An 18,533-nucleotide genomic window follows, 5' to 3' on the forward strand; every position below is an offset into this window, starting at 1 on the left:
GGGCCGTTCGCCGTTCGCAAGGGCCGTCCGCCGTGCACTGGGCTGTCCGCCGTGCACCGGGCCGGGGGCCACGAGCCCGCCCGGAAGCGTGCCGCTCGAGGAAACGCCGAGGGCGGCAGGGTCCACCCGGCGGTGCGGGCGGCGTCAGTCGCGGGTGTCGCCGCCCAGGTGGTGGACGCGCACCATGTTGGTCGTGCCCGGGACGCCGGGGGGCGAGCCGGCCGTGATGATCATGATGTCGCCCTGGTTGTGGCGGTTGAGCTTGAGCAGCTCCGCGTCCACGAGGTCGACCATCGCGTCGGTGTTGTCCACGTGCGGGACCACGTACGACTCGACGCCCCAGCTCAGGGTGAGCTGGTTGCGGGTGCCCTCGTCGGTGGTGAAGGCGAGGATCGGCTGGATCGTGCGGTAGCGCGAGAGCCGGCGGGCGGTGTCGCCGGACTGGGTGAAGGCGACGAGCGACTTCGCGCCGAGGAAGTCGGCGATCTCGCAGGCCGCGCGGGCGACGGAGCCGCCCTGGGTGCGGGGCTTCTTGCCGGGCACCAGCGGCTGGAGGCCCTTGGAGAGGAGCTCCTCCTCGGCCGCCTCGACGATCTTCGACATCGTCTTGACGGTCTCGATCGGGTAGGCGCCCACCGAGGACTCGGCCGACAGCATGACCGCGTCCGCGCCGTCGAGGATCGCGTTGGCCACGTCGGAGGCCTCCGCGCGCGTCGGGCGGGAGTTGGTGATCATCGACTCCATCATCTGGGTCGCGACGATCACCGGCTTGGCGTTGCGGCGGCAGAGCTCCACGAGGCGCTTCTGCACCATCGGGACCTTCTCCAGCGGATACTCCACGGCCAGGTCGCCACGGGCCACCATGACCGCGTCGAAGGCGGCTACGACGCCTTCCATGTTGGCGACGGCCTGCGGCTTCTCGACCTTGGCGATGACGGGGACCCGGCGGCCCTCCTCGTCCATGACCTTGTGGACGTCCTTGACGTCGTCGGCGTCACGCACGAAGGAGAGGGCGACCATGTCGCAGCCCATCCGCAGGGCGAAGCGGAGGTCGTCGACGTCCTTCTCCGACAGGGCGGGGACGTTGACGGCGGCACCCGGCAGGTTGATGCCCTTGTGGTCCGAGATGACACCGCCCTCGATGACGATGGTCTTGACCTGGGGGCCGTCGACCTCGGTCACCCGGAGCTCGACGTTGCCGTCGTTGATCAGGATCTGGTCGCCCTTGGAGACGTCGCCCGGCAGACCCTTGTAGGTCGTGCCGCAGATCGACTTGTCGCCGGGGACGTCGTCGGTGGTGATGGTGAACTCGTCACCGCGGACGAGCTCGACGGGACCCTCGGCGAAGGTTTCCAGACGGATCTTCGGGCCCTGGAGGTCGGCGAGGACGCCCACCGCCCGCCCGGTGTCCGCGCAGACCTTCCGGACGCGGTCGTACCGCTCCTGGTGTTCTGCCTGGGAGCCGTGGCTGAAGTTGAATCGGGCCACGTTCATACCGGCCTCTACGAGCGCTTTCAGCTGCTCGTAAGAGTCGACGGCGGGGCCCAGGGTGCAGACGATTTTGGAACGGCGCATGGAGCGGATCCTATCGGTTTGTTTCGCAGTGGAATATTCCGTCTGGTGGAAAGTCCAAAGTGACTAGCGAGTAACCAACGCGTACGTCTGGCTGGCGATCTCCAGTTCCTCGTCGGTCGGCACCACGGCCACGGCCACCCGGGCCCGCTCCGCGGACACCAGGCGCGGCGCGGAGGACCGCGCCGCGTTGGCCTCCGGGTCCAGGGCCAGACCCAGCTCCTCCAGCCCGGCCAGGGCCATCTCCCGGATGGAGGAGGAGTTCTCGCCGACACCGGCCGTGAAGGTCACGGCGTCCACGCGGCCGAGGACGGCCGAGTAGGCGCCGATGTACTTCTTCAGCCGGTGGATGTACGAGGCCAGCGCCAGGCCCGCCGAGGCGTCGCCCTCCAGCGCCCGCCGCTGCACCTCGCGCATGTCGTTGTCGCCGCACAGACCCAGCAGACCGCTCTTCTTGTTCAGGAGCGAATCGATCTCGTCGACCGACATGCCGCCCACGCGCGCCAGGTGGAAGACGACCGCCGGGTCGATGTCGCCCGAGCGGGTGCCCATGACCAGCCCCTCCAGCGGGGTCAGGCCCATGGACGTCTCCACGCAGACCCCGCCGTGCACGGCCGAGGCCGAGGCGCCGTTGCCCAGGTGCAGCACGATCACGTTCACGTCCTCCTCGGGCTTGCCGAGGAGCGCGGCCGTGGCGCGGGCGACGTACGCGTGGGAGGTGCCGTGGAAGCCGTACCGCCGGATGGAGTACTTGTCCGCCGTCGCCACGTCGATCGCGTACCGGGCCACGTGCTCCGGCATCGTCGAGTGGAAGGCCGTGTCGAAGACGGCCACCTGCGGAAGGTCCGCGCGCAGCTCGCGCGCCACCTCGATGCCGGTCACGTTCGCCGGGTTGTGCAGCGGCGCCAGCGGGATCAGGGCGCGGATCTCGGCCAGCACCGCGTCGTCGATCAGCGTCGGGTGCGTGAACTTGGTCCCGCCGTGCACCACCCGGTGCCCCACGGCGGCCAGTTCGGGGGAGTCCAGCCCCAGCCCGTCGGCGGCGAGCTCCTCGGCCACGGCCCGCAGCGCCTGCCCGTGGTCCGCGATCCGGCCGACCCGCTCGCGCTTGGCGCCGGCGCCGTCCGGGGCCCCGCCGGTGAACGGTTCGTGCGTGAGCCGGGAGGTCTCCTCGCCGATGCGCTCGACCAGGCCGGCCGCCAGGCGGGAGGAGTCCGCCATGTCGAGCAGCTGGTACTTCACCGACGAGGAGCCGGAGTTGAGGACGAGTACGCGCGATGCGGTCACGATGGGGGTCATTTCCTTTGGGTGGGGGCTCGGGCGGGGGCTCAGGCGGTGGAGGCCGGGGCGCCCTGCGCCTGGACGGCGGTGATGGCCACGGTGGTGACGATGTCCTGGACCAGGGCGCCGCGCGAGAGGTCGTTGACCGGCTTGCGCAGACCCTGCAGGACCGGACCGACCGCCACGGCGCCGGCCGAACGCTGCACGGCCTTGTACGTGTTGTTGCCGGTGTTGAGGTCCGGGAAGATCAGCACGGTCGCGCGGCCGGCCACGTCGGACCCGGGGAGCTTGGTCGCGGCGACCGAGGGCTCCACGGCGGCGTCGTACTGGATCGGGCCCTCGATCAGCAGGTCGGGGCGCTGGGCGCGGACGAGCTCGGTGGCCTTGCGGACCTTGTCCACGTCCGCGCCGGTGCCGGAGGTGCCGGTCGAGTACGAGAGCATCGCGATCCGCGGCTCCAGCCCGAAGGCGGCGGCGGTGGTCGCCGACTGGATGGCGATGTCGGCGAGCTGCTCGGCGTTGGGGTCCGGGTTGACGGCGCAGTCCCCGTACGCGAGGACCTTGTCGGCCAGGCACATGAAGAAGACCGAGGAGACGATGGACGCGTCGGGCTTGGTCTTGATGATCTCGAAGGCCGGGCGGATCGTGGCGGCGGTGGAGTGCACCGAACCGGAGACCATGCCGTCGGCGAAGCCCTCCTGGACCATCAGGGTGCCGAAGTAGTTGACGTCGGTGACCACGTCGTTGGCCAGTTCGACCGTCATGCCCTTGTGGGCGCGGGCCGTGGCGTAGTACTCGGCGAACCGTTCCCGCAGCGGGGAGGTCGCCGGGTCGATGAGCTGGGCGCCCGAGATGTCGATCCCCAGGTCGGCGGCCTTCTTCAGGATCGCCGGCTCCTCGCCCAGCAGGGTGAGGTCGCAGACACCGCGGCGCAGCACCACGTCCGCGGCGCGCAGCACGCGCTCCTCGGTGCCCTCCGGGAGGACCACGCGGCGGCGCTCGGAGCGGGCCTGCTCCAGCAGCTCGTGTTCGAACATCATCGGCGTGACGCGCTCGGAGCGGGCCACCGACAGCACCTCGCGCAGCTCGGCGGTGTCCACGTGGCGTTCGAACAGGCCGAGCGCGGTCTCCAGCTTGCGCGGGGTCGCGGAGTTCAGCCGGCTCTGGAGCGAGAAGAGTTCGGCGGCCGTCGGGAAGCTGTTGCCGGCCACCGAGACGACCGGCGTGCCGGGAGCCAGCTTCGAGGCCAGCGTCAGGATGTCCCGGGTGGGGCGCTCGTTCAGCGTCAGCAGCACGCCGGCGATCGGCGGGGTGCCGGAGGTGTGCGCGGCGAGCGCGCCGATCACCAGGTCGGACCGGTCCCCGGGGGTGACGACCAGGCAGCCGGGGGTCAGGGCGTTGAGGAAGTTCGGCAGCATGGCCCCGCCGAAGACGAAGTCCAGGGCGTCGCGGGCGAGCCCGGCCTCGTCGCCGAGGAGCACCTCCCCGCCGAGCGCCTGGGTGATCTGGGCGACGGTCGGCGCGGACAGGTGCTTGTCGTCCGGCAGCACGTAGCAGGGGACGGGGAGCCGGGCGGCGAGCCGCTCGGCTATCACGTCGCGGTCCTCGGCGGCCACCCGGTTGACGACCATCGCGCCCACGCGGCAGCCCAGGGCCTCGTACGCGCGGTACGCGTTGCGGGCCTCGGCGCGCACGGCGTCGGCGTCGTGCTGGGTGGCGCCCACGACGGGGACGACCAGCGCGCCCAGCTCGTTGGCGAGGCGGGCGTTGAGCGCCAGCTCGTCGGGGAGGTTGGTGTCGGCGTAGTCGGTGCCGAGGACCAGCATGACCTCGTAGTCGCGCGCCACCCGGTGGTAGCGGCCGACCAGCTGGGAGACCAGCTCGTCGGTACCCTTCTCGGCCAGGATGACGGAGGCCTCCTGGTACTCCATCCCGACGGCGGTCGAGGCGTCCTGGTCGATCCGGTAGCGGCCCTTCAGGAGGTCGAAGAGCCGGTCGGGTCCGTCGTGCAGCAAGGGGCGGTAGACGCCGACCCGGCCCGTCTGGCGGGTCAGGAGCTCCATGATCCCCAGCTCGACGACCTGGCGGCCGTCCCCCCGCTCGATACCGGTCACGTACACGCTGCGCGTCACGCGTGGTCTCCGTCCCAATCGTGTGAATGTCGGTGCGGCCCCACCGCGATCCTCGCCGCCGCGGGGCGGATCTCCGAGCCGGATGTCCCGGTTAGTGTGGGCTTGGCCTCTCGACGATACCTCCGTGGCCCGACAGGACGCCCGCCGGGAAAAGGCCCTGTCCGCAGGGGTCGAAAGGCCCTTCGGGCACCGGCCGCGCGGAGTGCCACGGAGCGCGCGTCGCCCCGTGAGCGTGGAACAATCGGACACGCTTCATCAATACGCCCTTCATATGTACGGCCGGCCGCCCGCACGCGTACGGCCAGGTACGACCAGGAGCAGGAGACACAGCACGATGCGTATCGGAGTTCTCACCGCAGGCGGCGACTGCCCGGGCCTGAACGCTGTCATCCGGTCGGTCGTACACCGCGCCGTGGTCGGGCACGGGGACGAGGTCATCGGTTTCGAAGACGGCTTCAAGGGCCTCCTGGACGGAAACTTCCGCCCCCTCGACATCAATGCCGTCAGCGGCATTCTCGCCCGGGGCGGCACGATTCTCGGTTCAGCCCGGATGGAGCGCGCGCGCCTGCACGAAGCGGCCGAGAACGCGGCCGAATTGGCGAAGCGCTACGGCATCGACGCCCTGATCCCGATCGGCGGCGAGGGCACCCTGACGGCCGCCCGGATGCTGTCGGACGCGGGCATGCCCGTCGTCGGCGTGCCGAAGACGATCGACAACGACATCTCCTCCACCGACCGCACCTTCGGCTTCGACACCGCCGTCATGGTCGCCACCGAGGCCATCGACCGCCTCAAGACCACCGCCGAGTCGCACCAGCGGGTCATGGTCGTCGAGGTCATGGGCCGTCACGCGGGCTGGATCGCCCTGGAGTCCGGCATGGCCGGCGGCGCCCACGGGATCTGTCTGCCCGAGCGCCACTTCGAGGTGGACGCCCTGGTCAAGATGGTGGAGGAACGATTCGCCCGCGGTAAGAAGTTCGCCGTCATCTGCGTCGCCGAGGGCGCGCACCCGGCCGAGGGCTCCATGCCGTACGAGAAGGGTGCGATCGACGCGTACGGGCACGAGCGCTTCGCGGGCATCGGCAACCGCCTCGCGGTCGAACTGGAACGGCGCCTGGGCAAGGAGGCCCGCCCGGTCATCCTCGGCCACGTCCAGCGCGGCGGTACCCCCACCGCGTACGACCGCGTCCTCGCGACCCGCTTCGGCTGGCACGCCGTCGAGGCCACCCACCGCGGCGACTTCGGCAACATGACGGCCCTGCGCGGCACCGACATCGTGATGGCCCCGCTGGCCGAAGCCGTCACCGAGCTGAAGACCGTCCCCGAGGAGCGCATGTACGAGGCCGAGTCGGTCTTCTAGGCCCGCGGCGGACCCGGGCACACCGGCCGGCCGCCGCGCGCACCCGTCCGCCGGCCGTCCCGGGCCGGTCCTACGGCCCTGCCCGGCAGGGACCTTCCTCCCGACTCCGACGGCCGAACGGCCCCGGCGCGGTCCCCGTGCGGACGCGCCGGGGCCGTTCGCCGTGGTGGTCCGGGCCGCGGAATGTGTCCTACGCCGCACCGCCCGCGACGTACCAGAAGTGCTCCACGATGTCCGCGAGGAACTCGCGCCCCGCGTCCCCGGTCCCGGCCTCGCCCACCCCGCCGCCCCAGCTGAGGGTCGTCACCATCTTCGACTGGTAGTCGCCGTGCAGCCGCTCCAGCACCCGCTCCAGGTGCTCCTTCGGTACGGGCAGCAGCTTGGACAGCGGTTTCACGTACGCCTGCCACCGCGTGGTCACCGCGCTGCGCAGCAGGCCGGCGAGCTCCTCGTGTTTGCCGGTCGCCGTCACGAACTGGGCCAGGGTCAGTCCGAGCGCCGTCGCCAGGGCGGCGGACTGGCGCTCGTTGCCCTTCCAGCGGCCGGCGTCCTCCATCTTCTGGTAGGCGCCGGCCTCCACCCCGATCCGCCGGGCCAGGTCCTCGGCGGCCAGCCCCCGGGAGATCCGGTGCTCGCGCAGGGTGACCGGCTCGGCGAGCAGCTCGCCGGGGGAGCACCAGAGCACGCCCGCGAGGGCCGTGAGCTCGGCGGAGCCGGGCGAGATCTCGCCACGCTCCCAGGCCATCACGGTCTCGGGCGTGACGAGCAGTCCGTACTGGGCGCGCAGGCCATAGGCGACATGACCGGGAGCCATGCCCAGGGCCGCGCGGAGACGACGCGCGGCGGGGGCATTGAAAGGTGGGCTGGAGTGCACACGCCACACCGTAGGAGTGGCCGAGCTGCGGCGACTACAGACCAATCAAACAAGCCCATAACTCGTAGGAACATCCCATGGAGTTAAGGGCTTTGGTCCGTTTTCTCTGCGACTGACCGGTAATCGGATCGCGCGGTGATCCACTCCCCATCGTACGTTTCCGGCCGCCCCCGGCGATACCCCCGCGCGTGATCCCCCTCACACGGCCCCACCGTCCTGAACCGGCCACCCGGCCGATACGTGCTCCGGGAAGAGGCCCCCGCTCACGGGGGTGGCGGGGGCCTCTTCCCGCACCCGTCCCCGCCCCGCGCGAGGAGCCGGCCGAGCGCGAGGCCGTGGGCCGGGCCGGACCGGACCGGGGCTGCGGGCTTCGGTCGCGGTGCGCGGGGTCATGGGCGGCCGAGGGACGGCTCCGGCTCGTGCTGCGGCATCTGGTCGCGCCGGGGGAGCAGGAGCGGGGACGCCAGGACGAGCAGTCCCGCGGCCGCGAGAGCGGTGCGCGGGCCGGTGGCGCCGGCGAGCAGACCGCCGAGCGCGGTGCAGAGGGCGATGGACGCCTGCTGGCCGATCGACCAGGCCGTCAAGGTGCGGGCCACGAGGGAGGCGGGCGTGCGTTCGAGCCGGTAGGTGGCGAGCACGGGGGTGTACAGGCTCATGCTGATGATGACCGCCAGCTCGACGGCCATCACCGTGACGAGGCCGGCGACGCCGGGACGGACGAAGGCCAGCCCGATCAGCCAGACGGCGCGCAGGGCGCCGACGGTGCGCAGGACCCGCTGGCGTCCGTAGCGGGCCACGACCCGGTGGGCCAGCCGGGAGCCGATGAGGCCGCCGCAGCAGGGAGCGGCGAAGGCGAGGGCGTACTGCCAGGGCGGGAAGCCCAGCTGGCGCAGGAGGAGCACGGCGAGCAGCGGCTCGGTGGCCATGATCAGGCCGGAGACGGCCATGTTGTTGAGGTAGAGCGCCCGCAGGCCGGGCTCGCCCAGGATGTGCCGCCAGCCCTCGAGCAGGGCGCGCGCCCGGAGGGGGTTCGTGCCGCCCGCCCGCGGCGCTTCCTCGCGGCTCCGGATCGCGGCGACGCCCAGCGCGGAGAGCAGGTAGCCGAGCGCGTCGGCCACCACGGTGGTGACCGGCCCCCACAGCCCGGTCGCCGCCCCGCCCAGCGGTGGCCCGACGGCGATGGAGCTCCAGTTCGTGGACTCGAACCGGGCGTTGGCCACGAGCAGGTCCTCCGGCCGGACGAGGGCCTTGAGGAAGGCGCCGCCGGCCGCGTTGAAAGCGATCTTGGCCGCGGAGACCACGGCCGAGACCACGAGCAACTGGACGAAGCCGAGCCGGCCGAAGGCGTAGGCGACCGGGATCGTCGCCAGCGCCGCGCACCGGGCCAGATCCATCGCGATCATGACCGGGCGCTTGCGCCGGAACTCCACCCACGGCGCGAGCGGCACCGCGATCAGCGCGCCCACCGCCGGCCCCACCGCGGACAGCACGGACACCTCGGCGGGGCCGGCCCGCAACACCAGCACGGCGACCATGGGCAGTGCGCCGAACCCCAGACCGGACCCGTACGCGCTCACCGCGTACGCCGCCCACAGCCAGCCGAACGGCCGGCCCAGCGTTCTCCTGCCCCTCACGCCCGGCGCCCCCCGACGTCCCACTCGAACAAACCGACGTTGACCGGGGAGAGCTAAGCGAGCGGCGTGACCCCAGGTCAAACAACCGACCGGCCACCATCTCACAACCATCCGTTGTTGACTAAGGTGAGCCGGCATGGACCTTGAAGCCGTACGCACCTTCGCCGCCGTCGCGGAAGCGGGCCAGTTCCAGAAGGCCGCCGCCGACCTGTCGGTCACCCAGCAGGCCGTCTCCAAGCGCATCGCCGCCCTGGAGCGCGACCTCGGCGTGCGGCTGTTCACCCGCACGCCGCGCGGCGCCGAGCTCACCATCGACGGGCAGGCGTTCCTGCCCCACGCCCGCGACCTGCTGCGCGCCGCCGAGCGCGCGGTCACCTCCGTGCGCCCCGGCCGCCGCCCGCTGCGCGTCGACGTGATCAACTCGCGCGGCGCCGCCTCGGGCCTGATGCGCGGCTTCCACCGCGCGCACCCCGAGATCGACCTCGACGTGCTGATGCTGCTCGACATCGAGGCGGCCGTGACCTCCCTGCGGTCCGGTGCGATCGACGCGACCTTCCGCGCCGTCACCGCGCCCGGCCGCCCGCTCCCCGAGGACATCGAGTCCGTCCGGGTGCTCGACGAACCGCTCCAGCTCCTCACCGGCCCCGCCCACGCGCTGGCCGCCGCCCGGTCGGTGACGGTCGCGCAGCTCGTGGGGCACCGGATCTGGATGCCCGGCCTCCTCCCCGGCAGCGAGTGGGCCGCCTACTACGACGACCTCGTCGCCGCATTCGGCCTCACCATCGAGGCGACCGGCCCCAACTTCGGCTCCGACGTGCTGCTCGACACCGTCGCCGACACCCCGGCCCTGGCCACCTTCATGAGCGAGCACACCCGCCTCGTCTGGCCCGCCGGCCACGGCCTGCGCCGCATCCCGGTGACCGACCCGACGCCCGTCTACCCGCACTCGCTCCTCTGGCACCGCGACAATCCCCACCCGGCGCTGCCCGTCCTCCGCGCCCGGCTCGCCGCCACGACGGCCGGCCACGACGCCGCCGGGACCTGGACGCCGGGCTGGGTGCTCCCGCGCTGAACGCCGCCCGGCCCGCGAGCTTCCCGGCCGGACCGGCCCTTGCCTTGACGTCGACGTCAAGGATTACGGTCGGGCCATGCGAATCGGCGAACTGGCCGAGCGGGCGGGCACCAGCACGCGGACGCTCCGGTACTACGAAGCACGGGGACTGCTGCCCGCGCGGCGCGACGGCAACGGTTACCGCACCTACGGCGAGGAAGACCTGCGGCTGCTCCACGAGATCCGCACGCTCCAGGACTTCGGTTTCGACCTGGAGGAGACCCGCCCCTTCGTGGAGTGCCTGCGGGCCGGGCATCCGGCCGGCGACTCCTGCCCGGCCTCGCTGGCCGTCTACCGGCGCAAGCTCGCCGAGCTGGACGGCCTGATCGGCCGGCTCACGGGCGTGCGCGACCAGGTGGCGGGCCAGCTCGCCGAGGCGGAGGCCGCCCGGCCCAGATGCGAACTGACCGGCTGAACCGGTCGACGACGAGAGGGGAAGGAAACATGAAGGCTCACGGTGTGCCCGAGGTGACCGACGCGGACTTCGAGGCGGAGGTGCTGGCCGAGCGCGGCCGGCCCGTCCTGGTGGAGTTCACCGCGGACTGGTGCGGCCCGTGCCGCCAGCTCGCGCCCGTGCTGTCCGCGATCGCGGCCGAGGAGGCCGGCCGGCTCAAGGTCGTCCAGATCGACGCGGACAGCAACCCCGCCACGCTCGCGCGCTACGGGGTGCTGTCCATGCCGACCCTGCTCGTCTTCCGCGACGGCGAGCCCGTCCGGCAGATGGTCGGGGCCCGCGCCAAGCGCAAGCTCCTCCAGGAGCTGGAGGAGGTGCTGCCGGCGGCCGCGACCGCGGCTACGCCCGCGGCGGCGTCGGCCTGAACCAGAGCGTCGCCAGCGGCGGCAGCGTCAGGCGCAGGCTCGCCGCCCGCCCCTGCGCGGGCACCGGCTCGGGCCGCAGCGGCCGCGCGTGGTGCACGCCGCTGCCGCCGTAGGCCTCCCGGTCGGTGTTGAGCACCTCCCGCCACTGGGGCACCTCCTCCGGGACCCCGAGCCGGTACCCGTGCCGGACCACCGGCGAGAAGTTCGAGACGCACAGCAGGGGCGAGCCGTCCTGCGCGAACCGCAGGAACGCGAAGACGTTGTCCTCCGCCGCGTCCGCCTCGACCCACGCGAAGCCCTCCGGCACGGTGTCCCGCTCCCACAGGGCGGGCGCCGCCCGGTAGGTGTGGTTCAGGTCGCCCACGAGGCTGCGTACGCCCAGGTGGTCGCCGGCCGCCGCGTACGAGGAGTCCAGCAGCCACCAGTCCGGCCCGTACCGCTCGGACCACTCCGAGCCCTGTGCGAACTCCTGCCCCATGAAGAGCAGTTGTTTGCCGGGGTGGGCCCACATGAAGCCCAGGTACGCCCGGTGCGCGGCCCGCTGCTGCCACCAGTCCCCGGGCATCTTCGACACCAGCGAGCCCTTGCCGTGCACCACCTCGTCGTGCGAGATCGGCAGCACGTAGTTCTCGCTGAACGCGTAGATCATCCCGAAGGTCATGTCGTGGTGGTGGTACTTGCGGTGCACCGACTCCTTCGAGGCGTAGCGCAGCGTGTCGTGCATCCAGCCCATGTTCCACTTCAGCCCGAAGCCGAGGCCCCCGCCGTCCGTGGGCCGGGTGACGCCGGGCCACGCGGTGGACTCCTCGGCGATCGTCACCACGCCCGGGCAGCGCCGGTAGACGGTCGCGTTCATCTCCTGGAGCATCGCCACCGCGTCCAGGTTCTCCCGCCCGCCGTGCTCGTTGGGCGTCCACTCGCCCTCGGCGCGCGAGTAGTCGAGGTAGAGCATGGAGGCGACCGCGTCCACGCGCAGCCCGTCGACGTGGAACTCCTGGCACCAGAAGACGGCGTTGGCGACGAGGAAGTTCCTGACCTCCCGGCGCCCGTAGTCGAACTCCAGCGTGCCCCAGTCCGGGTGCGCGGCCCGCTGCGGGTCGTGGTGCTCGTACAGCGGCCGTCCGTCGAACTCGGCAAGCGCCCAGTCGTCGCGCGGGAAGTGCGCCGGCACCCAGTCGACGATCACCCCGATCCCGGCCCGGTGCAGCGCGTCCACCAGGAAGCGGAAGTCGTCCGGGCCGCCCATCCGGGAGGTCGGCGCGTAGAAGCCGGTGACCTGGTAGCCCCACGAGCCGCCGAAGGGGTGCTCGGCCACCGGCATGAGCTCCACGTGCGTGAAGCCGAGCTCTGTGACGTAGGCGGGCAGCTGTTCGGCCAGCTGCCGGTAGGACAGGCCGGGCCGCCAGGACGCCAGGTGCAGCTCGTACACGGAGAAGGGGGCCTGGTGCGGCGGGACGGTCCCGCGCGCGGCCATCCAGGCGTCGTCCTGCCACACGTAGCGGGAGGCCGTCACCACCGAGGCGGTGGAGGGCGGGACCTCCGTGTGCCGGGCCATCGGGTCCGCGCGCAGGGTGTGCGAGCCGTCCGGGCGCGTGATGTCGTACTTGTACAGCGTCCCCTCGCCCACGCCCGGCAGGAAGAGCTCCCACACGCCGGTCGAGCCGAGCGAGCGCATCGGATAGGCGACCGAGTCCCAGTACGAGAAGTCCCCGCTGACCCGTACCCCCTGGGCGTTCGGGGCCCACACCGTGAAACGGGTGCCGGCCACGCCCTGGTGCTCCATCGGCTCCGCGCCGAGCGCCGTCCACAGCTCCTCGTGCCGGCCCTCGCCGATCAGGTGCAGGTCGAGCTCGCCGAGCGCCGGCAGGAAGCGGTAGGGGTCGTGGACCTCCACCTCGTCGCTGTCGTACGTCACCAGCAGCCGGTAGTCGGGCACCTCGGCCAGGGGCAGCAGCCCGGAGAACAGCCCGTCGCCCTCGTCGAGGAGCTCGGCCCGCAGCCCCTTGGCGAGGACGGTGACCGCCTTCGCGTAGGGGCGCAGCACCCGGAAGGAGACCCCGCCCCGCTGGGTGCGGGCGCCGAGCACGGCGTGCGGGTCGTGGTGGCGGCCCTCCAGCAGCCGGGCCCGTTCCCCGGCGCCGAGCCCGGGCGCCGGCCGCACCCCGCGGGGCGGGGCGGCCCGGCGGGCCCGTGGGGCGCGGGCCTTCTTCGCCGGCGTCTCGGGGGCGGGGACGGAGCCGGGGGCGGTGACGGCGACAGCGGCTTCGTCGCGGACGGTCGGTGACGGCTGTCGTGCGGCGCTCACGCGAGCGGCCTCCTCGGGGGCTTCGGGTGGGGGGTGTGGGAGCCGGGGGCGGGGGACTGGGTGCGGTGGACGGGGGGACGCTGCGGCTCGGACAGCCGCCGGATCGCCGCCATCGGCACGTGCAGCCAGTCGGGGCGGTGCCGCGACTCGTAGCGGGCCTCGTACACCGCCTTGTCGGTCTCGTAGGCGCGCAGGAGTACGGGGTCCTCGCGCGGGTCGCGCCCGGTGGTGCGGGCGTAGCCCTCGCAGAAGGCGGCCCGGCAGGCGTCCGCCCAGGCGGGGGCGAACGGCCGGTGCGAGCGGGCGGCGTAGTCGAAGGAGCGCAGCATCCCGGCGATGTCCCGGACGGCCGGCTCCGGACGGCGGCGGTCGGCCAGCGGCCGGGCCGGCTCGCCCTCGAAGTCGATGAGCGCCCAACTGCCGTCCACGGTGCGCAGGGTCTGCCCCAGGTGCAGGTCCCCGTGGATCCGCTGGGCGGGCACCCCGGCCCCGCGGGAGGCGGCCAGTGCGTCGAAGGCGCCGCGCAGCCCCGCCTCGTAGGGCCGCAGCGCGGGCACCTCGCGGGCGGTGGCGGCGAGCCGCGCCGTCATCCCGGCGGCCAGCCGGGCCGTCTGCTCCGGACCCAGCGCGACGGTGGGCAGGGCCCCGGCCAGCGCGCTGTGCACCTCGGCGGTGGCCCGGCCCAGCGCGTGCGCCTCGGCGGTGAAGTCGGCGCCGGAGCGCAGCCGGTGCAGCGCGAGCTGCCAGCCGTCGTCCGAGCCGCGCAGGTACGGCTGCAGGACGCCCAGGGTCAGCGGCTCGGATCCGGGCAGGTCGGCCTCGTACCAGGCGACCGGCGCGGGGACCCGGACACAGCCGGCGGCGGCCAGGGCCCTGGGCAGCTCCAGGTCGGGATTGACCCCGGGGCCGACTCGTCTGAACACCTTCAGGATGTGCGAATCCCCGTAGATCATCGAGGAGTTGGTCTGCTCGCCGGACAGCGGCCGGGGCGCCGGGCCCTCGGGGATCACCACGGCCGGGTCCCGGTCGAAGCGGAGCGGCCCGAGCCTCCCGGGGGAGCGCAGCCGCTCCAGCAGCAGCGAGGCGAGCCGGGGGTCGCCCAGTCCCTCGTAGACCGACTGGCCGGCGTACGGGCCGTGCTCGGCGCGGCCGATCAGCGCGGGTGCGAGCGCGGGCGGCAGCGGGCTCGGGCGGATCCCGAGCAGCAGCTGGTAGCAGTCGCCGTCCACGTCCAGCAGCAGGTGGAGCAGTCCGGGCGTGGACCCGGGCGGCAGCAGTTCGGCCGCCGAGACCGTCCTCAGCCGTCCGATCTCACGGCTCTTGCCCGCGAACCAGCGCTGTGCGGGCAGCCAGGCCCTCAGCATCGGCTCCAGTGGGCCGAGTCCGGTGACCCGGTCGGCGGTGAGCCGATCCCGGGCGGATGCAGCCTCCGACATGGCGTCGCGTCCTTTCCCCGGGGCCGTCAAAGAATGCGCAGAGTGTCCCGGATCGCGGTAGTTGCTTCTCCGGTGTGTGTGAGTGTCGGGTCAATTGGTCCTTACAGGGGCGGGCGGTTGACCCATTCGCCGCGCCCGCCCCCGGGTCCGGTCCCTACTCGGCGCGCAGGCGGAACCAGTAGAAGCCGTGTCCCGCCAGGGTCAGCAGGTACGGCCACTGGCCGATCGGCGGGAAGCGCACGTCACCCGTCAGCTCCACCGGGACGCGCCCGTCGAACGACTGGAGATCGAGCTCGGTGGGCTGTGCGAAGCGCGAGAAGTTGTGCACGCACAGCACCAGGTCGTCCCCGAACTCCCGGAGGAAGGCGAGCACCGCCGGGTTGGACGAGGGCAGTTCGGTGTAGGAGCCGAGCCCGAACGCCGGATTCGCCTTGCGTACCTCGATCAGCCGGCGGGTCCAGTGCAGCAGCGAGGAGGGCGACGCCATGGCCGCCTCGACGTTGGTGACCTGGTACCCGTGGACCGGGTCCATGATGACCGGCAAGTTCAGCCTGCCCGGATCGCACGAGGAGAAACCGGCGTTGCGGTCGGGGGTCCACTGCATCGGCGTGCGCACGCCGTCGCGGTCACCGAGCCAGATGTTGTCGCCCATGCCGATCTCGTCGCCGTAGTACAGGACCGGCGAACCGGGCAGCGACAGCAGCAGGGCCGTGAACAGCTCCATCTGGTTGCGGTCGTTGTCCAGCAGCGGGGCCAGCCGGCGTCTGATGCCGATGTTGGCCCGCATGCGGGGGTCCTTGGCGTACTCGGCGTACATGTAGTCGCGCTCTTCGTCCGTGACCATTTCGAGGGTGAGCTCGTCGTGGTTGCGCAGGAAGATGCCCCACTGGCAGCGGTCCGGGATCGCCGGGGTCTTGGCCAGGATTTCCGAGACCGGGTAGCGGGACTCCCGGCGTACGGCCATGAAGATGCGCGGCATGACGGGGAAGTGGAAGGCCATGTGGCATTCGTCCCCGCCCTTGGCGAAATCCCCGAAGTAGTCGACGACGTCCTCGGGCCACTGGTTGGCCTCGGCGAGCAGCACGGTGTCCGGGTAGTGCGCGTCGATCTCGGCCCGGACCCGCTTGAGGAGGGTGTGGGTGCGCGGCAGGTTCTCGCAGTTGGTGCCCTCCTCCGCGTACAGGTAGGGCACGGCGTCGAGGCGGAAGCCGTCGATGCCGAGGTCGAGCCAGAAGCGGAGCGCGGAGACGATCTCCTCCACGACGGCCGGGTTCTCGTAGTTGAGGTCCGGCTGGTGGGAGAAGAACCGGTGCCAGTAGTACTGCTTGCGGACCGGGTCGTACGTCCAGTTCGAGGTCTCGGTGTCGACGAAGATGATGCGGGCGTCCTGGTACTGCTTGTCGTTGTCGGCCCACATGTAGTAGTCGCCGTAGGGCCCGTCGGGGTCCTTGCGGGACTGCTGGAACCACTCGTGCTGGTCGCTCGTGTGGTTCATGACGAAGTCGATGATCACCCGCATGCCGCGGGTGTGCGCGGCGTCCACGAACTCCACGAAGTCGGCGAGGTCGCCGAACTCGGGCAGTACCGAGGTGTAGTCGGAGACGTCGTAGCCTCCGTCGCGCAGGGGTGAGGCGAAGAACGGCGGGAGCCAGAGGCAGTCGACGCCGAGCCACTGGAGGTAGTCCAGTTTGGCGGTGAGCCCCTTGAGGTCACCTACGCCGTCGCCGTTGCTGTCGTGGAAGGAGCGGACGAGGACCTCGTAGAAGACCGCCCGCTTGAACCAGTCGGGATCGCGGTCCTTGACGGGGGTGTCCTCGAAGGTGTCGTGGACGGGATCGTTGATCATCATGAGGTGGGTGACCCTCCGGTGGGCGGGGACGGTCGCAGAGCGGCCAGCACGTGCGCGGGCGTTCGGCCCGGCTCTAGGCGCACGTAGTTCGCCCTGCCCCAGTGATAGGTCTCGCCGGTGAGCTCGTCGCGCACCGCGAGGGACCCGTGCCAGTCGAGGCCGAGTACCGGCATGTCCAACGAGACCGTCGCCTCCTGGGTGTGGTGCGGATCGAGGTTGACGACCACCAGTACGGAATTGGCTCCGGCGTGCTTCGAATAGGCGATCACCTGTTCGTTGTCGGTCGGGTGGAAATGGATGTCACGAAGCTGCTGGAGGGCGGGGTTGCGGCGGCGCGTCCGGTTCAGCGCGGTGATCAGCGGGGCGATCGTGCGGCCCTCGCGTTCGGCGGCGGCCCAGTCGCGCGGCCGCAGCTCGTACTTCTCGGAGTTCAGGTACTCCTCGCTGCCCTCCTTGACGGCGGCGTTCTCGCAGAGCTCGTAACCGGCGTAGACCCCCCAGGTGGGGGAGAGGGTGGCGGCGAGGACCGCGCGGACCTCGAAGGCGGGGCGGCCGCCGTGCTGAAGGTACGCGTGCAGGATGTCGGGCGTGTTGACGAAGAAGTTCGGCCGCATGACGGAGGCGGAGCGGGTGTCCGCGAGCTCGCTCACGTACTCCGTGAGCTCGGCCTTGGTGTTGCGCCAGGTGAAGTACGTGTAGGACTGCTGGAAGCCGATCGAGGCGAGGGCCCGCATCATCGCGGGCCGGGTGAACGCCTCGGCCAGGAAGATCACGTCCGGGTCGGACTTGTTGATGTCCGCGATCACCTTCTGCCAGAAGACCACCGGCTTGGTGTGCGGATTGTCGACCCGGAAGATGCGGACCCCGTGGTCCATCCAGTGCCGCAGGATCCGCACGGTCTCCTCGACGATGCCGGCCATGTCGGTGTCGAAGTGGATCGGGAAGATGTCCTGGTACTTCTTCGGCGGGTTCTCCGCGTACGCGATCGTCCCGTCGGCGCGGTGGCGGAACCACTCCGGGTGCTTCTCCACCCACGGGTGGTCCGGGGAGCACTGCAGGGCGAAGTCGAGCGCCACCTCGATGCGCAGCTCGCGGGCCTTGGCCACGAAGGCGTCGAAGTCCTCGATGGTGCCGAGCTCCGGGTGGACAGCGTCGTGCCCGCCCTCGGTGGAGCCGATGGCCCAGGGCACGCCCGGATCCCAACTCCCGGCGGAGAGGGTGTTGTTCGGTCCCTTGCGGAAGGTGCTCCCGATGGGGTGGACCGGTGGCAGGTAGACCACGTCGAAACCCATCGCGGCGATGGCCGGCAAACGCTCGGCGGCCGTCCGGAAGGTCCCGCTGACCGGGGCCTCGCCGGGCTCCAGCACGGCCCCCTCCGACCGGGGGAACATCTCGTACCAGGAGCCGAAGAGGGCCCGCTTGCGCTCGATCAGCAGCGGCAACGGCTTGGAGGCGCTGACCAGCTCCCGGAACGGGCGCTTCGCCAGGGTCGCCGTGACCTGCGGATCGAGGGCGGCCGCGTACCGTACGGCGACCTCGCGCTCCTCGTCGCGCATCGCGTCGACGGCCGTGAGCACGTGCTCGCGGCCGTCCCGCTTGGGGATCTTGGCCGCGGCCCGCTCGTACAGCTCGGCGCCCTCCAGGAGCGTCAGGTCCGTGTCCATCCCGGCGGGGATCTTGATCGCCGCATGGGCCCGCCAGGTGGCCACCGGGTCACTCCACGCCTCGACGGTGTACGTCCACCTCCCCTCGGTCTCGGCGGACACCCGGGCTCCCCACCGGTCGGTGCCGGGAGCGAGCTCGGACAGCGGTACGGGGGGCCGCAGCCGCCCGCTCGGATCGCGGAGCACGACATGTGCGGCCACGGCGTCGTGCCCCTCGCGGAACACGGTGGCGGAAATTTCGAAGACTTCGTCCACGACCGCCTTGGCGGGTCTGACGCCGCAGTCGACGGCAGGGCGGACGTCCAGCACGGGAATGCGACCGATCATGATGGGATCACCTGGGGGCAGTTCGCAGGGCTCGGTGACAACAGGCCAGCCGGTAAGGCGACTGGTAGTGCACGCTCTGTTCGCTCTGTTTCTAGCCGCTCGGAAGACGGCTGGGCTGCGGGCATGGCCGCTCCTGTCCGCGTTCACTCGGGTGGCGGGAGAAGGTCGG

Annotated in this window: 13 protein-coding genes; 4 read left to right on the forward strand and 9 right to left on the reverse strand. The window is 71.8% G+C overall.

The window, feature by feature from the left end:
* Nucleotides 1–144: 144 nt before the first annotated feature.
* From pyk to pta, 3 genes are all read right to left on the reverse strand, one after another.
* Entirely contained in the window at nucleotides 145–1,575 is a 1,431-nt protein-coding gene (gene pyk / locus ACWF9Z_RS17545; RefSeq protein WP_453603042.1) for a pyruvate kinase, read from the reverse strand.
* Nucleotides 1,576–1,638: 63 nt separating this feature from the next.
* On the reverse strand, nucleotides 1,639–2,859 hold the full coding sequence (locus tag ACWF9Z_RS17550; protein ID WP_453603044.1) for an acetate kinase: 1,221 nt from the start codon (nucleotides 2,857–2,859) through the stop codon (nucleotides 1,639–1,641).
* Nucleotides 2,860–2,900: 41 nt separating this feature from the next.
* Nucleotides 2,901–4,985: a phosphate acetyltransferase gene (pta, locus tag ACWF9Z_RS17555; RefSeq protein WP_453603046.1), complete on the reverse strand. Its 2,085-nt coding sequence runs from the start codon at nucleotides 4,983–4,985 to the stop codon at nucleotides 2,901–2,903.
* 334 nt (nucleotides 4,986–5,319) lie between these two features.
* Here pta and ACWF9Z_RS17560 point away from each other — a divergent pair, with 334 nt between their 5' ends.
* Nucleotides 5,320–6,345 carry an ATP-dependent 6-phosphofructokinase gene (locus ACWF9Z_RS17560; RefSeq protein WP_453603048.1) on the forward strand — a complete coding sequence of 342 codons (1,026 nt, stop codon included), beginning with the start codon at nucleotides 5,320–5,322 and terminating at the stop codon, nucleotides 6,343–6,345.
* Nucleotides 6,346–6,535: 190 nt separating this feature from the next.
* On the opposite strand, the gene ACWF9Z_RS17565 is transcribed toward ACWF9Z_RS17560, so the two are convergent.
* On the reverse strand, nucleotides 6,536–7,159 hold the full coding sequence (locus ACWF9Z_RS17565) for an XRE family transcriptional regulator (protein ID WP_453603049.1): 624 nt from the start codon (nucleotides 7,157–7,159) through the stop codon (nucleotides 6,536–6,538).
* 449 nt (nucleotides 7,160–7,608) lie between these two features.
* Nucleotides 7,609–8,853: an MFS transporter gene (locus tag ACWF9Z_RS17570; RefSeq protein WP_453603051.1), complete on the reverse strand. Its 1,245-nt coding sequence runs from the start codon at nucleotides 8,851–8,853 to the stop codon at nucleotides 7,609–7,611.
* Nucleotides 8,854–8,989: 136 nt separating this feature from the next.
* On the opposite strand from ACWF9Z_RS17570, the gene ACWF9Z_RS17575 reads away from it, so the two are divergent.
* The 3 genes from ACWF9Z_RS17575 (at nucleotide 8,990) to trxA (ending at nucleotide 10,783) form a co-directional block, all read left to right on the forward strand.
* The gene (locus ACWF9Z_RS17575; RefSeq protein ID WP_453603053.1) at nucleotides 8,990–9,925 is read left to right on the forward strand and encodes a LysR family transcriptional regulator; all 936 of its coding nucleotides are present in this window, start codon (nucleotides 8,990–8,992) and stop codon (nucleotides 9,923–9,925) included.
* 76 nt (nucleotides 9,926–10,001) lie between these two features.
* The gene (locus ACWF9Z_RS17580; RefSeq protein WP_453603055.1) at nucleotides 10,002–10,379 is read left to right on the forward strand and encodes a MerR family transcriptional regulator; all 378 of its coding nucleotides are present in this window, start codon (nucleotides 10,002–10,004) and stop codon (nucleotides 10,377–10,379) included.
* Nucleotides 10,380–10,408: 29 nt separating this feature from the next.
* Nucleotides 10,409–10,783, forward strand: a complete 375-nt coding sequence (trxA, locus tag ACWF9Z_RS17585; RefSeq protein WP_453603056.1) for a thioredoxin — start codon at nucleotides 10,409–10,411, stop codon at nucleotides 10,781–10,783.
* Here trxA and glgB read toward each other — a convergent pair.
* The 4 genes from glgB to ACWF9Z_RS17605 all read right to left on the reverse strand — a co-directional run bounded on the left by glgB (nucleotide 10,758) and on the right by ACWF9Z_RS17605 (nucleotide 18,364).
* Nucleotides 10,758–13,088, reverse strand: coding sequence for a 1,4-alpha-glucan branching enzyme (gene glgB / locus ACWF9Z_RS17590; protein ID WP_453603057.1), 2,331 nt, complete (start codon nucleotides 13,086–13,088; stop codon nucleotides 10,758–10,760). The two genes, trxA and glgB, sit on opposite strands and share 26 nt — an antisense overlap.
* Nucleotides 13,085–14,524, reverse strand: coding sequence for a maltokinase N-terminal cap-like domain-containing protein (locus tag ACWF9Z_RS17595; RefSeq protein ID WP_453603059.1), 1,440 nt, complete (start codon nucleotides 14,522–14,524; stop codon nucleotides 13,085–13,087). Before ACWF9Z_RS17595 ends, glgB begins: the two co-directional genes overlap by 4 nt.
* A gap of 154 nt (nucleotides 14,525–14,678) precedes the next feature.
* Nucleotides 14,679–16,373 (reverse strand): maltose alpha-D-glucosyltransferase, encoded by a 1,695-nt coding sequence (gene treS / locus ACWF9Z_RS17600; RefSeq protein WP_453603060.1) that lies wholly within the window; start codon nucleotides 16,371–16,373, stop codon nucleotides 14,679–14,681.
* Nucleotides 16,370–18,364, reverse strand: a complete 1,995-nt coding sequence (locus ACWF9Z_RS17605) for a maltotransferase domain-containing protein (protein WP_453603062.1) — start codon at nucleotides 18,362–18,364, stop codon at nucleotides 16,370–16,372. Before ACWF9Z_RS17605 ends, treS begins: the two co-directional genes overlap by 4 nt.
* Nucleotides 18,365–18,533: the final 169 nt, after the last annotated feature.

The organism is Streptomyces sp. NPDC054961 (genome assembly GCF_053609145.1).